Below are 16,296 nucleotides of genomic sequence, written 5' to 3'. Positions count from 1 at the left end.
GAGTTAATGTAAGTACTTGTTGTTGATGATATTGTTGCAAATAAAGAATTTATAGAGTTTTAAGGACAATAAAATGATCCGCAAAAATATAATAATTACCGGGGCTAGTTCCGGCCTTGGTTATACCATGGCACAACAGTTTGCCGATAAAGGTCGTAATCTCATTTTATGTGCAAGGCGAGTTGAAAATTTAATTCAATTAAAAGCTGAGATAAATGAATTATACCCGCAGGTTAAAGTGAAAACCGTTGCTCTTGATGTTAATGACCATGAGCAAGTATTTGCCGTGTTTAAGCAAGCGAAACAAGAGTTTGGCAATATTGATAGGGTAATCGTTAATGCTGGCGTCGGTAAAGGCGGCTCTGTTGGTACTGGTGTTTTTGAGGCTAATAAACTTGATGCGATGACAAACTTTGTTGCGGCATTAGCCCAATGTGAGGCGGCGATGGAAATTTTTAGAGAGCAAAATTTTGGTCACTTAGTAACGATTTCATCTGTGAGCTCTCAACGGGGCTTTCGACGAGCATTTACTGTTTATGCGGCAACAAAAGCTGGATTAGCCTCTTTAACAGAAGGGATCCGTATAGATGTATTGAAAACACCAATAAAAGTAACAACCATACATCCTGGATACATAGCTACCGAGATCACCAGTCATAATACGCAAGTACCTTTTATTGTTAATGCCGATAAAGGCTGTAGAGCTATAATTAAAGCGATTGAAAAAGAAGTCGATATTGCATTTGTACCAACGTGGCCGTGGGCAATTATGCGTTATGTAATGAAAATATTGCCTTTGTGGGTAATGTATAGGCTTAGTTAGCTATATTGTTACTAGAAACAATTTTACCCTGAAAGTAAATTCTTTAACTCTCAGGGTATTATTGCAGTTCATAAATTAAAATTTAACTGAGTAAACTTGCGCTATATCGACAATATCAGCGCCACCTAATTTTTTATCTAAGTGATTTGCTGTTTTAAATGCGCCATTATTTTCAGCAAAGCTAATTACATTCTCGCCATTACACATAAGCCCCATAGCCACTGTTTTTTCATTTAATCTATAACCCTTAATTGTTTTGCGTAATTGTAATACATTATCTTGCTGGGCTTTTTTACATACATCGATTAATGCTGATTCCATATAATTGTCCATTGTTGCACTCGAGTTAAATGCTACAAGTAAGCTTGCTGATGTTAATGATACTGCTGCTATTTTAGTTAAAGTTTTCATAATTTTCTTCCCGTTGATTAATTGTTGCTACCCTTTAATAGTTACCTAAAATTGCTAAAAAGTTGTTAATGAAAATCTTGTGAATGTAATAAATCATTTCAGTGGATATACCTTAAATTAAAGAAAAATCGCGTGAATTCAGCGGGTAATGGATGGAAGGGGAAATAAAATTGTGTATTTTCTGAAATATTTATTTACATGGATGCATAAAAATTCAATATCTTGCGCATATTTACCTAGGTGAGTTGCTGTTTTTTTGCGATAAAAAAAACATCATTTTGATTTAATTATTGCCAAAAGTTTGTAAAACTTGTTAATATACTGATTATATATACAGTTCCTGTGTTATTAGGTTTTTCTGTATAGAAAAAATGAAACTTAAATATTATTAATGCAGTTAAAAATGCATTTTTTAGATAAATAAAAAGGGATAACCATGGCAGTCGAGAGTCGGTTTGTTGTTATACGTAACGGGGCGGAGGTTGAAACATTTATGGATAAGAAAACTGCAGATGAGTATGACAAAATGCTCGATATGGCAGATAACCTTTCCTCAATACTCGATCAATCTTCTTTAGAGTTATCTGAGCAAGCGGTGGAAGATATTAGTGTGTTTTTAGCTAAAAACAGAGAAGACATACTCATTGCTTTACAAGCGAAAAAGCCAAAGGTAGATAAGCCTAAAGCGGTTAAGAAAGCTGCTGTTAAATTACAAGATGCAAGTTAAACAGCCGTTACAAGTACCTGAGTATGAGTTAGTACGAAGTAATAAACGCAAAACGGTTAGTCTGCAAGTCAAAGCATCGAAAGTACGAGTGTTAGCACCTACGAGTATTTGTCAGAACGAAATATCACGATTAGTTGCATCAAAAGCACAGTGGTTATGGCGCAAGATTGACGAACAACAATTACACCTTAGTAATAAGAGTGAGAGGCAGTTTTGCTCGGGTGAAATATTTTACTACTTAGGTGCCCCATATAAGCTAGATATTCGCCTTTTAAATAAGGTTGATAAAGCAGTAGAGCTCGACTTAGATAAGCAAGTTATTATCATAAACCTTGATAATACCCACCTAGATAAGCAACCAAATGAAGAAAAGCAAAAGCAGCTGGCTAAGCAGCAATTACAACATTGGCTAGTAGAGCAAGCGCACTTACTTTTTACTCAACGCATTGATGAGTTGCAAAAAATAACTGGTATAACTATTCAGTCTTTAAAAATTAGGCACTATAAAAGTCGTTGGGGGAGTTGTGATGCTAAGCACAGAATTAACCTGAATTGGCTATTAATCATGGCGCCAATGAGTGTAATTGACTATGTAATAATCCATGAGTTATGTCATATAAAACACTTGAATCATTCGGCAAAATTTTGGCAATTGGTTAAACGATTCTTCCCAAACCCAGATGCCGCCAAGGTTTGGCTTAAACAGCACCAATCGCATTTATACTGGATATAGTAAATCATATAGCAAAAACCACTGTGTTATTCATATTCATTGCAAAATTCGAGTAAATACTCATTGACAGAATAAATTAGCTGAGGCAGAGTAGGTCACATGAGAATATTTATGCACGCGCTTACCACCATTATTATCACCACCATTCGTACTCGAATGGAGGTTACTGGCTGGTGTGTTTAAATAATACAAATTTAAAAAAGCCCGTGACCTGCAAAGTTCACGGGTTTTTTGTTTATAGCATTGTAAGGAAATAATATGAGAGTAATAAAATTCGGCGGTTCTTCATTAGCCAATGCACAGCGCTTTTTAGCGGTAAGTGACATCATTACTAATAAAAGTAAGCAATCGGCACTCGCAGTAGTTGTATCTGCTCCGCAAGGTATTACAAATCATTTAGTGGCTCTGACCGAAAACTTGGCTGAAGGTGAAGAACTTAAGAGTGGCATGGACCACCTATTGACGGCAATTAACCATATCTTTGATGGTTTAGATTCTGCTGACTGCTATTTTAATCGTCAACATGCTGAGCAAGCACTTAAACGTTGGACTAATCAGCTACAACGTTGGTTAGAAGGTGCAGCAATGCTTGCATATTGCCCTGATCATATCCGTGCTTGTGTTATAAGTTTAGGTGAGCGTTTAAGCGTTGCTATTTTAGAGTCGTTACTACAAACAGATGAACAGAAAGTAACGGTATTAGAGCCGGAGCTATTCTTAAAAACCAATGAAACACCTTTAAATGCAGTTGCTGATATGGTTCTGTGTCGTCAGCTATTTAATGAGACATATAATAAACTTGAGCGTATCTCAATTATGCCTGGGTTTATCGGTTCAAATCAGTCAGGACAAGTGACTACCCTTGGTCGTAACGGCTCAGATTATTCCGCTGCTGTTTTATCGGTATGTGCCAATGCTGAGTGTTGTGAAATTTGGACTGATGTCGATGGTGTTTTTAATGCCGACCCTCGTTTAATTAAAGACGCTAAATTACTTGACCATTTATCTTATAAAGAAGCGATGGAGTTATCATATTTTGGTGCAAAAGTGCTGCACCCGAAAACAATAGGTCCAATCGCTCAACATCATATTCCTTGTTTAATTAAAAATACGACGAATCCTGAAGCTAAAGGCACGTTAATTTCTAATGAAGATAAAGGTCTTAAAAAAGTAAAAGCGATATCTAATCTTGACGAACTAACCATGATCAATGTTTCTGGCCCAGGAATGAAAGGTATGGTTGGTATGGCGAGCCGAGTATTTGCCTGTATGAGTCGCGAAAATGTATCACTGGTGATGATCAGTCAATCATCATCTGAGTATTGCATTAGTTTTTGTGTGTACTCACACGATGCCTATCGTGCACAGCAAAGCTTGCAACAAGAATTTGAGTTAGAGTTGCTTAATCAGTTACTTGAACCAATTGAATTACAGTCGCACTTATCAATAGTTTCTCTAGTTGGTGATGGTATGCATCAACAGCGTGGTGTTGCGGCAAAATTATTTAGTTCGTTAGCACAAGCAAGAGTAAATGTTATCGCTATTGCGCAAGACTCGTCAGAGCGCAGTATTTCAGTTGTTATAGAGCAGAGAAAATGTACTGACGCATTAAAGGTTTGTCATCAAAACTTCTTCTCTCGCCGTCAAACAATCGATGCGTTTGTTGTTGGTTGTGGGGTGGTTGGTAGTGAATTATTACAACAAATCTCTCGTCAGCAACAGCACTTAATCGAGCAAAATATAGATTTGAAAGTCTATGGTATTGCTAATAGTAAGGGCATTGGTTTTAACCCTGAAGGTATTGATTTAGATAATTGGCAGCAAGGTATGCAAGCTGATGTTAAAGCATTTTCTGTTGATAGTTTAAAGACATTTGCGCGAGCTAACCATTTGATCAACCCTGTTATTGTTGACTGTACTTCAGATGAAGGCTTAGCCATGACCTATGCAGATTTTCTTGCGGAAGGCTTCCATATTGTTACTCCAAACAAAAAAGCTAATACCGACTCTTGGCAGTATTACTTAAAACTGCGTGAAAATGCCGCTAAAACAAATCGTTTATTCTTATATGAAACCAATGTTGGCGCAGGTTTACCGGTAATCGATACTCTACAAAATTTATTTAAAGCCGGTGATGAATTAGTCCAATTTGAAGGTGTATTATCTGGCTCTCTTTCTTATATTTTCGGTAAGCTAGATGAAGGAATGTCTTTATCAGAAGCGACAGAAATAGCTAAGAGTAATGGCTTTACAGAGCCAGATCCGCGTGATGATTTAAGTGGTATGGACGTTGCACGTAAATTATTAATTATGGCTCGTGAAGCAGGAATGCCACTAGAGCTTAATCATATTAAGGTTGAGTCTGTTCTACCGAGTGACTTTGACGATAGTGGTTCTATCGATGACTTTATGGCACGTTTACCTGAACTTAACCCAGTATTTGCGGACAAAATTGAACAGGCAGCAAGTGAAGGAAAAGTACTTCGTTATGTTGGCTCAATTACTAATGGCAAATGCCAAGTATCAATTGAAGCCGTAGATGCAAGTCATCCGTTATACGCAATTAAAGACGGTGAAAATGCACTGGCTATCTTAAGTCGTTATTACCAACCAATTCCACTAGTTCTTCGTGGCTATGGCGCTGGCGCTGCTGTTACAGCCGCGGGTGTATTTGGAGACTTACTGCGCACACAAGCATGGAAACAGGAGATGTAATGACTATTAAAGTATTTGCACCTGCTTCTATCGGTAATGTTAGTGTTGGTTTTGATGTACTCGGTATGGCGGTGCAACCGCTCTCTGGCGAATTATTAGGTGATGTAGTTGAAATATCCTCGGCGCAAGGTACAGCAAGTACCTTGAGTGTGGTAGGGGATTTCGCTAATAAATTACCACAAGAGCCAAAAAGTAATATTGTTTGGGATTGCTTAGTTTTATTTAATGAGCAATTAACGGCCTTTCATCAAAATGTATTGAGTGTCGATTTAGTACTTGATAAAAAAATGCCAGTAGGAAGTGGGCTAGGCTCTAGTGCTTGCTCTGTAGTGGCGGCACTTGTTGCCTTAAATGAATATTATGATAACTTCTTTAACCGTGAGCAGATGTTAGCCATGATGGGCGCTATGGAAGCAAAAATTAGTGGTAGCTTACATTATGATAATGTTGCCCCTTGCTATTATGGTGGCTTACAACTTATGGTGAGCGACCCTGAAGTTATCACCAAAACAATACCTGCACTAAAGGGCAGTTATTGGATTATGGCTTATCCTGGTATTGAAATGTCTACCAAAGAAGCAAGAGAAGCATTGCCTGAAATGTACACTCGTGGGCAATTAATTCAATATGGGCAAAACTTAGCGAGTTTTGTTGATGCTTGTCATCGAGAAGATAATGAACAAGCACTAAATTATATTACCGATGTGGTAGCTGAACCATATCGTGAAAACTTATTGCCGAAGTTTAGTGAAACTAAACAATATTTATTAAAAAATGGTGCCAAAGCGGCTGGCATTTCTGGCTCAGGGCCAACACTTTTTGCTGTCTGTGATGACCAAGCTATGGCTGATACCTTAGCTGAATATTTAAAACAGCACTATTTACAATCAGACCAAGGGTTTGTGCATATCTGCGAAATTGATGTGCAAGGCGCTCGCGTTATATAGCACTAGGAATAATATGAAATTTTATAACTTAAAACACCCAGAACAAGAAGTGAGTTTTTCACAGGCTGTCCGTCAAGGACTTGGTAAAAACCAAGGGTTATTTTTCCCGAAAGAGTTACCTAATTTTGCTGATGACATTGAATCTTTATTATCTATGCCACTCGTTGAGCGTAGTACCAAAATTTTATATCCATTTGTTAAAGATGATTTAAGCGAAGATGAATTTGCTCAAATTGTTACTAATGCATTTAATTTTCCGGCATTAATTCAAGCGGTTGATGAAAAAAATTCGATTTTAGAATTGTTCCATGGGCCAACGCTAGCGTTTAAAGATTTTGGCGCACGCTTTATGGCGCAGTGTTTACAAAAATTCACTGAAGATAATAATGAAAAAATTACTATTTTAACGGCAACGTCTGGTGATACCGGTGCAGCGGTTGCGCATGCTTTTTATGGACTTGATAACATTAAAGTTGTGATCATGTTCCCGAAAGGCAAGATTAGTTTATTACAAGAGAAAATGTTTACCACGTTGGGCGATAATATTTCGACATTATCGGTCAATGGTAGCTTTGATGACTGTCAGAGTTTAGTTAAGCAGTCTTTTGATGATTTAGAGCTAGCCGATGCAATTGGTTTAAATTCAGCTAACTCAATCAACATTAGCCGTTTATTAGCTCAAATTAGTTATTACTTTGAAGCTGCGGCTCAGTTATACCGTCAACGAGGTAACATTGATGAGCTAGTGTTTGCTATTCCTAGTGGTAACTTTGGTAACTTAACTGCTGGCTTGTTAGCAAAAGCTATGGGCTTACCGATTAAGCGTTTCATTGCGGCAACTAACTTAAATGATACCGTGCCAAGGTATTTAGAAACTGGTGAGTGGGAGCCAACTGAAACGGTTGCTACTATGTCTAATGCTATGGATGTGTCGAAACCAAATAACTGGCCACGAGTTGAACATATGCTGAAAAGTGGCATTGTAGCTGAGGACTGTTTAAGTTCTATTGCTATTGATGAAGAGCAAACACAAATGGGTATGCATAAGCTTAACGCGAAAGGCTACATCTGTGAACCACATGCAAGTGTTGCATATAAAGCTCTGCAATACGGGATTACAGATTCAGAGTATGGCGTATTTTTAGGTACTGCTCATCCGGCTAAGTTTAAAGAAACAGTTGAAAGTATACTAGGTCGTCCTCTGGGCTTACCGAAAGAGCTTGCCGATTGTGCCGGTGAAATGAGTCTATCTGAAGATTTAGACTTTGATTTTTCTGCATTACGTAGTTACTTATTAGAGCGTTGTAAGAAATAGTACTAATAAATCATTTTAGTAAATCAAACTCTAAGTATACTAGTATGCTTAGAGTTTTTTTATTTGGAGTCTGTTGTGCATTGGCATGAATTATTAAAAAGTGAGCAAGAGCAAGAATACTTTCAATCTATATTAACCACCATTGCCAATGAAAGAGCGCAAGGGGTAAATATATTTCCTAGTGATGATGAGTTATATACGGCCCTTGAACTTACGTCTTTTGATGATCTTAAAGTGGTTATACTTGGCCAAGACCCATACCATGGCCCAGGACAAGCTCATGGTTTATCTTTTTCGGTAAAGCAAGGAGTAAAAATACCACCATCTTTAGCTAATATGTATAAAGAATTAGCCACGGATATTGAAGGTTTTACTATACCTACACATGGCAACTTAACAAGTTGGGCTAAGCAAGGAGTATTATTGTTAAATACCGTATTGTCGGTACAACAAGGTAACGCTCACTCCCATGCTAAGTTAGGCTGGGAAAGATATACAGATGCCATAATTGCAAAAATTAATGAACATAAAAGCAATGTTGTTTTTGTGCTTTGGGGGGCTCATGCGCAGAAAAAAGGGCGATTTATTGACAGCACTAAACACTTAGTTTTAACCAGTGCACACCCTTCACCTTTATCATCTTATCGTGGCTTTTTTGGGTGTCAGCACTTTTCAAAAATAAATCAGTATTTAATCGCCAATAAAATTAAACCCATAGACTGGCAAATAGATGAGCAACAACCATCTTTATTTTAAAGCTTTTAAACACTTTTACCGTATAAAGTTACAAATTTGTTTTGTTAAATGAAATCGAAGCAGACTATACTAGCGGTAATAATTTTGTACTGTATTGGCATTTTTAAATGCAAAACTTTAACTAATATAAGTATAATAACTTTATATAAATTAAGGTCGGGTATTAGTTTTCTTTCCCAGCCCTATTTAGTAGCTTAATTTTTCATCATTGTCTTTTGGGAATTGTTTGTTAGTGTCAATAAAGCACCTATTAGTAAAGGCCGTATTTGCGCTGTGTTCTACCGCATTTTTTATGCAGTCAGCTTCTGCTGAAGAACCATTTGTGCCTTGGCGAGTAAATGATTCTCTCGAGTTACCTGAATGGTTAAAACTATCAGGTAATGCAAGGGCGCGTTTTGAACATACCGATGGCGTTTTTCAAGGTGGCGTAGATGGCAATGATCAAGTTTTATTATTTCGAACTCGGATAAAAGCTGAAATTACACGAGGCGAAATGGATATTGTCGCTGAGCTAGCTGATTCTCGTCAGTCACAAGCGGATGATAACTCGAAAGTAACCTCTAGCATGGTAAACACTTTTGCCATTTCCCAAGCTTATGTTGGTTACCATTATCGAAGTATGTTTTCACTTAATAGTGATAATTACGTCAAAATTGGTCGTCAAACTATGGACCTAGGTAGCCGTCGATTGGTCGCTCGAAACGGTTATCGTAATACCATGAATAATTTCAATGGTATTAATAATAACTGGCAACTTGATTCTGGTGAGTCAATCACAGCCTTTTATATGTTTCCCGTTGTTAGAACCCCTAGTGAGCGAAACGACCTTGTTGATAATAAATATGAATTTGATGAAGAAAACTTTAAATCTAACTTCTTAGGTGTTTTTGCAAACTCATCCACTTTAATTGACGACGCTAATACTGAATTATTCTTATTCGGTCTTATCGAAGAAGATGGTCCGGATTTTACTACTCGAAATCGTGATTTATTAACCCTTGGCGCACGAGTTTATACTCGACCATCTATTGGTGAATATGACTATGAATTTGAAACCATGTGGCAAACGGGTAAATCTAGAGAGTCAGCAGCTTTATCTGATCAAGATAACTTAGATCACTTTGCTCATTTTCACCATGCTGAAATCGGTTATACCTTAACTGATGAGCATGAAACGCGGGTTTCACTTGAGCTCGATTATGCTAGTGGAGATAAAGACCCTGATGACGGTAAAAATAACCGATTTGATACTCTATATGGGGCTCGAAGAGGGGATTTTGGCCCAACTAGCCTCTATGGCCCATTTGCTCGAAGTAACTTAATTGCAGGTGGCTTTCGTTTAGAATATTTTCCTCGAGATAAAATAAGTGTAATGATTGCTGATAAGTTTTATTGGCTTGCTTCAGATAAAGATGCTTGGTCTACCACAGGTATTAGAGATGAGACTGGAAAATCTGATCGTTACTTAGGCAATCAGATTGAAGCTCGTTTACGTTGGGATCCTTTACCTTACAACTTACGATTTGAATTTGGCGCAGCATATTTATTTACTGGTAGTTTTGTTCATGACGTGCGCGATAAAGTTGAACAGGAAATTCCTACTACTTCGACTAATCCTATCTATGAAAATGATAAAACAGACCAAAGCATGTTTTATATGTCAGTATTAGCGACTTTCTAGTTAAGACCTGCTTATTTAAGTTGGTTTATAGCTAAAATAAGCAAACTATTCATTAAAATAAATAATCATTTCTGCCGCTTCACAGTGGCAGTCAAATCCGCAAATTGTACATTCATAGCCATTTAAGCTGTCTTCACGCCATTTATCAGGGTGCAACTTAACTAACTTACCGCCACACTTGGTAAAGTACTTTACCGCACTATTACCTGGACTTTGTCGCCATAAATGGCTTACTCCTGCTTTTGCACCTTGCTGCTTTAAGGTGGCGATAGATAAGCTTAATAATTTAGAGCCTATGCCTAAGCCACGATAATTTTCATCAACAGTGTTACATTTAAAGTATGCAGTATCTTTTAACTCTACTTGCCATAAATCTGGTGAGTACCACTGATCTATAGCCCAGTTTTGTTGGCTAAAACTTATTCGAAAACCAACTAGCTTTTTATCGTGATAAGCAACAAAGCTTGCATTTAAGTTGTCTTTTAACCCGTTTTTATACCATTGCTGCATTTGCTGTAAATTCAGGTAACCATCACCATGGACGTGATTGGCTAATATCAGTATCTGCTTAAAGTCGTTCTCAGTTAACGAGTGATAAGTGATATCTTGTTTGTTCATAAATGCACCTAAGGGCAGTAATTCGTTGCTAAAGACTTTATATTGTAATGCTATTTTGCCATGATAAGTGAAAATATTAGCTATAAAACTGTAGAATTTCCTATGTACGATCCTTTATTGCAATCATCTCCTGGTGAGAATCAGCCATATCCTGAAAGTTACTGGGCCGATGTTTCGGGTAAAGCACCTAAAAGTGATGGTCAACTTAATGAAGATATTGATATTGATGTGGTCATTATTGGTGCGGGCTATACTGGGCTGTCTTGTGCTTTGCATCTAGCCAAAGAATATAATATTAAAGCCACTGTCTTAGAAGCTAATCAAACTGCATGGGGATGTAGCGGCCGCAATGCCGGCTTTATCTTAAAATCAACGGGTCGCAAACCTTGGTCAGCTATGTCTGCGCAATGGGGCGAAGAGGTGATGCGAGGTATCTATAGTGAAGTTTGCCAAGGTGTTGAAACGGTAAATGAACTTATTAAGCAAGGAATAGACTGTCAAGCCCAAGAAAGTGGTTATATTCGGGTTGCTCATAAACCTAGTATGATGGCGTCACTGTCGACACAGGCAAAGCTATTAGAAAAGACCTTTGGTTATGAAGTTGAACAATTGAGCCGCAGCGAAATACATCAAAACTACATGGCCGATGAAAATGCTCATGGCGGCTTGAGGTTTAAAGATGGCTATGGGATTAACCCATTAAAACTAGCTTGGGGATATCAGCAGTTAGCTCAACAAGCAGGAGCTAAGGTATATACAGGCACTCCAGTTAGCCAATGGTTTGAAGAAAATAATAAGCAAATATTAATTACTCCTAAAGCAAAGGTAACTGCCAAAAAAGTTGTTATTGCTACTAATGGTTATACACCAAAAGGCTTCCATTTAAGTATCGCCAATAGAACTCTGCCAGTACTATCGCAGATTATTGTTACCGAGCCTTTGAGCGATGCACAAGTTGCTCAATGTAATTTTTTAACTGCTAATGTGGTAATGGATACCAGGGCACTTAAATATTACTATCGCAAGCTACCCGATAATAGAATTTTATTTGGTGGCAGAGGCGCGATAACCGGAAAATCAGCTGATGACCCTTATTATGCTCAGCGTTTGCTATCGGTATTAAAGCAAAGCTTTCCAGCCCTACAAAGCTTGCAATATCAATATGCATGGTCCGGTTGGATTTGTATGTCTTTAGATGATATCCCTCATATTAATAACGCCCAGGACAACGAAAATGTTTTATACGCTATGGGCTATTGTGGTAACGGTGTTTCTTTTTCTGTGCAGGCGGGTAAGCGTTTAGCGGATAAAGTAGCAGGTAAAGAATTACCTAACTTACCTTTGTTTAATTCTCATTTACCTAAATTTCCACTGCCTGCACTAAGACGTATAGGGCAATGGGGCTATTTTCACTATGGTAAGATTAAAGATCAATATTTCTAACCAAAGCTTGCGTACAAAATATCTTTGATATCGTTGTCATTTTTTAGTTGAAAAAGCTTGAATAATTTAATTTGCTGATTTATTGTCTATTTAGCGGTTTGGAAGGAATCTTCAACTCGCTAACAATATTTAGTTTATTTAAAGCAAATATTGTTTCAGATGGAACTCATAAAATAATTAATAAGAGAGTTCAGTATGTCAGATATAAATACCAAAGCAGTTACCGTAATGTATTACGATAACCATTCCTTAGAGTTACAACACGAAGTTCAAGAGTTTGCCGTTAATCATAACGGCTTACTAGATATTCCTGATTCATTTAAACAAGAAAAGTCAATTATTGCTATTTGTGAAGGCATGATTGATATTTTGAATACTGCAGGAGATAGAGCTTTTCCAATTCAAGCAATCGCTTAAACACAGACTGTGAGAATATCTTATTGACCAGTGTTTAACTTTACTGGTCAATAAGTTATTCGTTTATTAGTTGAGTTGATTCAACCTTTCACCATTTAAGAAACTAGCAATATTATTGGCAATACCATCGACAAGCCTTTGTTGAGCTTCTAGACTTCCCCATGCAATGTGTGCAGTGATGTATAGATTGTCTTGTACCGTATTTAATAATATATGGTCCTGAGGTGGTGGCTCTTGTTCTAAAACATCTAATATGGCTGCGCCAAGTTGCTTTGCTTTGATGCTGCTAAGCAAGTCTTTACTGTTAACTAATCCACCTCGAGCCGTATTAATTAAAATAGCCGTGGGTTTCATTAAAGCTAAGGTTTGCTTATTAATTAAACCTGCTGTTTCTGCTGTTAATGGGCTATGCAATGTAACCACATCGGCAAGTTGCAATGCTTGCTCAAAGCTAACCCGTTCAGGGCGAATATTTGTTGCTCCTTGGCGTTCAGCAATTAACACTTTCATCCCGAAAGCGTGGGCGATTCTTTCTACCGCCTTGGCTATCTCACCGTAACCTACAATCGATATCACTTTATTGCTGAGTTCGTTTATTGGTAGGCTAAAATGACAAAAAATAGGACTGTTTTGCCAGTGATTTTGCCTTGTGTTTGCAATGTAATGTGCGCTCTTTTGCATATGCTCTAATAGCATAGAAAAAACGTATTGAGCCACGGATGGCGTTGAGTAGGACTTTACATTACATACTTTAATACCAAGTGCTGTAGCCGCTTCAATATCTACGTTATTGGTACCAGTAGCTGCAATACATATAAGTTTTAATCTTGGTAATTGCTCAAGTTGCGCCTTAGTTAAAACCACCTTGTTGGTGATGATCACTTCTGCATACTTACATCTAAATATGACTTTATCGCTTGGGGTAAAGTCATGGTAGGTGATGTTTTCAGCTTGATCTTCTATGCCTTTGAAGTTGATACTTTCATCAATGGTGCTTCTATCTAAACATACTATTTTCATGTGCTAACCCGGGCGTCCATCTTTACGTGCTTTTAATAACTTAGGAGCATAATAAAAAATAAACAAACCATATGCTAGTAGCCAAGCTAAAATACTGAAATTAATAAATATAATATAGTTTTCAGGGGCTAACCACGGGCCAAGTGTTCTGATTAATGCACCGAAAAAAATCATTATAAATGCAAAGGGCATTAAGCCAGGAACCACTAATGGACTGCCTGTGTGTCCAAGTGATACACGCGAGATCATTGCTAATATTAATCCGCCCATGCCGCCAACGGTTAATATATGCCAAATATGATTACTTGGCAGTGTAGGTACAATAAAGCTAATGGCTAAAGTGGCAAGGCCTAACCAAATGAACATTACAGCGATATGTAGCGACCAAAGTAAAGGCACATTCAAAGTTATCCAAGGTTTCCAGCGTAACCAACGGATCATTTGGCTTGTCGCTGCTACCATAAATAAAATGGCATAAACAGTGTTGCTGACAGTAAACAAAGGGTGTAACAGGTAAGTAAGCAAAATAATTAATAAACTTCCATTGGTTACTTTTTCTAACAGGTCTATGCTGGCAACTTTTTGTGTGCCAGTGCCATTTGCAGTAAACATAGGTGTTACTCTGCCAGCCATAACTGAGATTAAAAAAGTCACTAATAACACACAGGCATAAGTTGCTGGTTGCAGCTGTAAGTTAAATACGCCATTACTGGCTAAGTGCATTTCGATATTGGCAAGTGAAAAGAGCAATAACAAAGGTATAAAAAATAAATTCCGGGTTTGTTTTACTTTAATTAGAGGCTGTGCAAGAAAAAATGCGGCTAGCGGCATAAAGCTTATATCTATTATTGCGGTTGCTAAATTACCTAAAATTGCAGGGAACAATAAGCCAATACGACCTAATAACCAAATAGCAACTAAGCACAGCAATGGTTTACCGTGAAGCCCTCTTTGCCCGGTCCAGTTTTGTACCGCGGTGAGTAAGAAGCCAACGATAATGGCACAGGTAAAGCCAAATACCATCTCATGAATATGCCACCAATTTGGACCGCCATAATAATCTAGAACTATTAGTCCATTTAAGCTTAACCCCCATAACACTAATGCGATAACACTAAAAAGTGAGCCGAGTAAAAAGAAAGGTCGAAAACCTAAACGTAGAATGGGAAGGATAGTTTGTTCAGTATTTAAGTCGGTGATTTGCATAATTTACAACCTATATTTATCTATTCGCTTATTATAAAGCATTCAATATAATATGCCGTTTTTTTTCATAGAAGGATTAAAAAATTTACTTTTTTAACAAGTGGTTAATTAACTTTGTGACTCAAATGTAATACTTCGTCCAATGATGTTTTTGCCTATATTATTAATTGTAATAGCCTGTTATAAATTATGACAAGATTGAAAAGTTAGCTGAAATATTGAACTTAATCAGTGAAATATAAATGAATTCATTCATGCAGTTATACATTTCTAAAAATATCGTCTACTTTTATATGTAAAGCACTGCTTTATATAATAAAGATAAATAATCAAATGTTAGGGTACCCCATGAAATTAAAATTACTTGCTTTATCTACTATGGTCGCTTGTTCAGCTCCTGCATTAGCAGAAGTAGAGTTGTATAAAGATGACAAAACTACAATAAACTTTGCTGGTGACCTTACTGCTAACATGGTTAGTGGTGATGACAGTAATGGTGATAGTTACACTGAGATAAAAGATGGTTTCAACCGTATTTACTTTAGCTTAAACAGCGAAATGAAAGATGGCTGGGCAGCGGTTGCCAAGTTAGAGTGGAAAGTACGTTTAACTGAAAACGATTCTGATTTAGTACTTAGACCTGGCGAAGATAACGTAGCCTTAGGTAGTGATGATGCAGATCAATCACTTTCAAACCGTTTAGGTTTTGTGGGTGTTGCTCATGACAAATGGGGTAGTTTCACTATTGGTAAACAATGGGGCTCAAGTTACATGGCTACTGGAGCAACAGATAGCTTCATGATCTACGGTGGTGAAGGTCTTGGTATCTTCGATTTAGGCGATGGTGGTTTTACCGGTGTTGGTCGTGCTGAAAAATCATTACAGTACAACAACCAGTTTGGTAACTTAAAAATTAGTGCTCAAGTTCAAGCATCTAATAAAGATATTGAAATTGATATCCCAGGTGTTGTTGGCGCAGAAGTTGAATTAGATGGCTCAGCAGGTTTTGGTGCTAGCTACGCGATTGGAGAGAAAATCAGCGTTGCTTTAGGTTATAACACTGCCACTTTTGATACTAACTGGGCAGGCGAAGAAGATAGCATCATGACTGCAGCTAATGTTACTTATGGCTCTCGTGGTGGCAAAGGTTTATATGCTGCGGTTGTTTTAGTTGATGGTGAAAATCACCACCTTGATAACACAGGTTCATTTTTAGATGAATCAACAGGTGTGGAGCTAATGGCTGCTTATCGCTTTGATAATGATTTTGAAGTTATTGGTGGTGCTATTAATGTAACTACTGATGATGCCGGTAACGATTATGAAAAAAGCTACCTAATTGCAGGTGTAGCATATTACTGGTCTGAAAACTTCAGAGTATTTAGTGAAGTTAAAGTTGATGATTCAACAGATGCTAATGGCCAAGACGCACCAGACGGTGATGTAGTTGGTTTTGGTGCTCGCTTTAGCTTCTAATAGCTTAA

General features: G+C 37.5%; 15 protein-coding genes. 11 read left to right on the top strand and 4 right to left on the bottom strand.

Translation table 11 applies throughout. The features are described 5' to 3' along the window. The first annotated feature begins 73 nt into the window (after nt 1-73). Nucleotides 74-823, top strand: coding sequence for an SDR family oxidoreductase (locus tag FNN08_RS13675; RefSeq protein WP_143586719.1), 750 nt, complete (start codon nt 74-76; stop codon nt 821-823). Nucleotides 824-898: 75 nt separating this feature from the next. On the opposite strand, the gene FNN08_RS13670 is transcribed toward FNN08_RS13675, so the two are convergent. Next, nucleotides 899-1,234 (bottom strand): DUF3718 domain-containing protein, encoded by a 336-nt coding sequence (locus tag FNN08_RS13670; RefSeq protein WP_143586717.1) that lies wholly within the window; start codon nt 1,232-1,234, stop codon nt 899-901. A 436-nt stretch (nt 1,235-1,670) separates the two neighbouring features. On the opposite strand from FNN08_RS13670, the gene FNN08_RS13665 reads away from it, so the two are divergent. From FNN08_RS13665 to FNN08_RS13635, 7 genes are all read left to right on the top strand, one after another. Continuing rightward, the gene (locus tag FNN08_RS13665) at nt 1,671-1,961 is read left to right on the top strand and encodes a YebG family protein (RefSeq protein WP_143586715.1); all 291 of its coding nucleotides are present in this window, start codon (nt 1,671-1,673) and stop codon (nt 1,959-1,961) included. After that, nucleotides 1,951-2,694, top strand: a complete 744-nt coding sequence (locus FNN08_RS13660) for a M48 family metallopeptidase (RefSeq protein ID WP_143586713.1) — start codon at nt 1,951-1,953, stop codon at nt 2,692-2,694. The genes FNN08_RS13665 and FNN08_RS13660 overlap by 11 nt, the downstream gene beginning before the upstream one ends. A 258-nt stretch (nt 2,695-2,952) precedes the next feature. Continuing rightward, complete coding sequence (thrA, locus tag FNN08_RS13655; protein WP_143586711.1) at nt 2,953-5,409, top strand: bifunctional aspartate kinase/homoserine dehydrogenase I; 2,457 nt, start codon at nt 2,953-2,955, stop codon at nt 5,407-5,409. After that, a complete protein-coding gene (gene thrB / locus FNN08_RS13650) occupies nt 5,409-6,356 on the top strand; it encodes a homoserine kinase (RefSeq protein WP_143586709.1) in 948 nt (315 codons plus the stop codon). The genes thrA and thrB overlap by 1 nt, the downstream gene beginning before the upstream one ends. 13 nt (nt 6,357-6,369) lie before the next feature. Next, nucleotides 6,370-7,671 carry a threonine synthase gene (gene thrC / locus FNN08_RS13645; RefSeq protein WP_143586708.1) on the top strand — a complete coding sequence of 434 codons (1,302 nt, stop codon included), beginning with the start codon at nt 6,370-6,372 and terminating at the stop codon, nt 7,669-7,671. 75 nt (nt 7,672-7,746) lie between these two features. Further along, nucleotides 7,747-8,427: a uracil-DNA glycosylase gene (gene ung / locus FNN08_RS13640; protein WP_221931802.1), complete on the top strand. Its 681-nt coding sequence runs from the start codon at nt 7,747-7,749 to the stop codon at nt 8,425-8,427. 232 nt (nt 8,428-8,659) lie between these two features. Next, nucleotides 8,660-10,108 carry an alginate export family protein gene (locus FNN08_RS13635; protein WP_143586704.1) on the top strand — a complete coding sequence of 483 codons (1,449 nt, stop codon included), beginning with the start codon at nt 8,660-8,662 and terminating at the stop codon, nt 10,106-10,108. Between the two features lie 45 nt (nt 10,109-10,153). Here the strand turns inward: FNN08_RS13635 and FNN08_RS13630 are convergent, their stop codons facing one another. After that, entirely contained in the window at nt 10,154-10,726 is a 573-nt protein-coding gene (locus tag FNN08_RS13630) for a GNAT family N-acetyltransferase (protein WP_143586702.1), read from the bottom strand. A 60-nt stretch (nt 10,727-10,786) separates the two neighbouring features. On the opposite strand from FNN08_RS13630, the gene FNN08_RS13625 reads away from it, so the two are divergent. After that, nucleotides 10,787-12,169 (top strand): NAD(P)/FAD-dependent oxidoreductase, encoded by a 1,383-nt coding sequence (locus tag FNN08_RS13625; RefSeq protein ID WP_260679354.1) that lies wholly within the window; start codon nt 10,787-10,789, stop codon nt 12,167-12,169. A 195-nt stretch (nt 12,170-12,364) separates the two neighbouring features. Beyond that, nucleotides 12,365-12,586, top strand: coding sequence for a TIGR02922 family protein (locus tag FNN08_RS13620; RefSeq protein ID WP_143586700.1), 222 nt, complete (start codon nt 12,365-12,367; stop codon nt 12,584-12,586). Nucleotides 12,587-12,652: 66 nt separating this feature from the next. Here the strand turns inward: FNN08_RS13620 and FNN08_RS13615 are convergent, their stop codons facing one another. Both FNN08_RS13615 and FNN08_RS13610 read right to left on the bottom strand, forming a co-directional pair. After that, the gene (locus tag FNN08_RS13615; RefSeq protein ID WP_143586698.1) at nt 12,653-13,606 is read right to left on the bottom strand and encodes a D-2-hydroxyacid dehydrogenase; all 954 of its coding nucleotides are present in this window, start codon (nt 13,604-13,606) and stop codon (nt 12,653-12,655) included. Between the two features lie 3 nt (nt 13,607-13,609). Continuing rightward, complete coding sequence (locus FNN08_RS13610) at nt 13,610-14,812, bottom strand: NnrS family protein (RefSeq protein ID WP_143586696.1); 1,203 nt, start codon at nt 14,810-14,812, stop codon at nt 13,610-13,612. Nucleotides 14,813-15,160: 348 nt separating this feature from the next. On the opposite strand from FNN08_RS13610, the gene FNN08_RS13605 reads away from it, so the two are divergent. Further along, nucleotides 15,161-16,288, top strand: coding sequence for a porin (locus tag FNN08_RS13605; protein WP_143586694.1), 1,128 nt, complete (start codon nt 15,161-15,163; stop codon nt 16,286-16,288). The last annotated feature ends 8 nt before the right edge of the window (nt 16,289-16,296 follow it).

The organism is Thalassomonas sp. M1454, from assembly GCF_007097525.1.
In the GTDB taxonomy this organism is placed as follows: Bacteria; Pseudomonadota; Gammaproteobacteria; order Enterobacterales; family Alteromonadaceae; genus Thalassotalea_A.
Note: the sequence above shows the minus strand (reverse complement) of the source record. Positions and strands in the feature narration are given on the sequence as shown.

Excerpts from the sequence above, each read along its gene's own strand:
- FNN08_RS13675 (WP_143586719.1), top strand. The coding sequence starts at position 74 with ATGATCCGCAAAAATATAATAATTACCGGGGCTAGTTCCGGCCTTGGT.
- FNN08_RS13670 (WP_143586717.1), bottom strand. The coding sequence starts at position 1,234 with ATGAAAACTTTAACTAAAATAGCAGCAGTATCATTAACATCAGCAAGC.
- FNN08_RS13665 (WP_143586715.1), top strand. The coding sequence starts at position 1,671 with ATGGCAGTCGAGAGTCGGTTTGTTGTTATACGTAACGGGGCGGAGGTT.
- FNN08_RS13660 (WP_143586713.1), top strand. The coding sequence starts at position 1,951 with ATGCAAGTTAAACAGCCGTTACAAGTACCTGAGTATGAGTTAGTACGA.
- thrA (WP_143586711.1), top strand. The coding sequence starts at position 2,953 with ATGAGAGTAATAAAATTCGGCGGTTCTTCATTAGCCAATGCACAGCGC.
- thrB (WP_143586709.1), top strand. The coding sequence starts at position 5,409 with ATGACTATTAAAGTATTTGCACCTGCTTCTATCGGTAATGTTAGTGTT.
- thrC (WP_143586708.1), top strand. The coding sequence starts at position 6,370 with ATGAAATTTTATAACTTAAAACACCCAGAACAAGAAGTGAGTTTTTCA.
- FNN08_RS13630 (WP_143586702.1), bottom strand. The coding sequence starts at position 10,726 with ATGAACAAACAAGATATCACTTATCACTCGTTAACTGAGAACGACTTT.
- FNN08_RS13625 (WP_260679354.1), top strand. The coding sequence starts at position 10,787 with ATGATAAGTGAAAATATTAGCTATAAAACTGTAGAATTTCCTATGTAC.
- FNN08_RS13620 (WP_143586700.1), top strand. The coding sequence starts at position 12,365 with ATGTCAGATATAAATACCAAAGCAGTTACCGTAATGTATTACGATAAC.
- FNN08_RS13615 (WP_143586698.1), bottom strand. The coding sequence starts at position 13,606 with ATGAAAATAGTATGTTTAGATAGAAGCACCATTGATGAAAGTATCAAC.
- FNN08_RS13610 (WP_143586696.1), bottom strand. The coding sequence starts at position 14,812 with ATGCAAATCACCGACTTAAATACTGAACAAACTATCCTTCCCATTCTA.
- FNN08_RS13605 (WP_143586694.1), top strand. The coding sequence starts at position 15,161 with ATGAAATTAAAATTACTTGCTTTATCTACTATGGTCGCTTGTTCAGCT.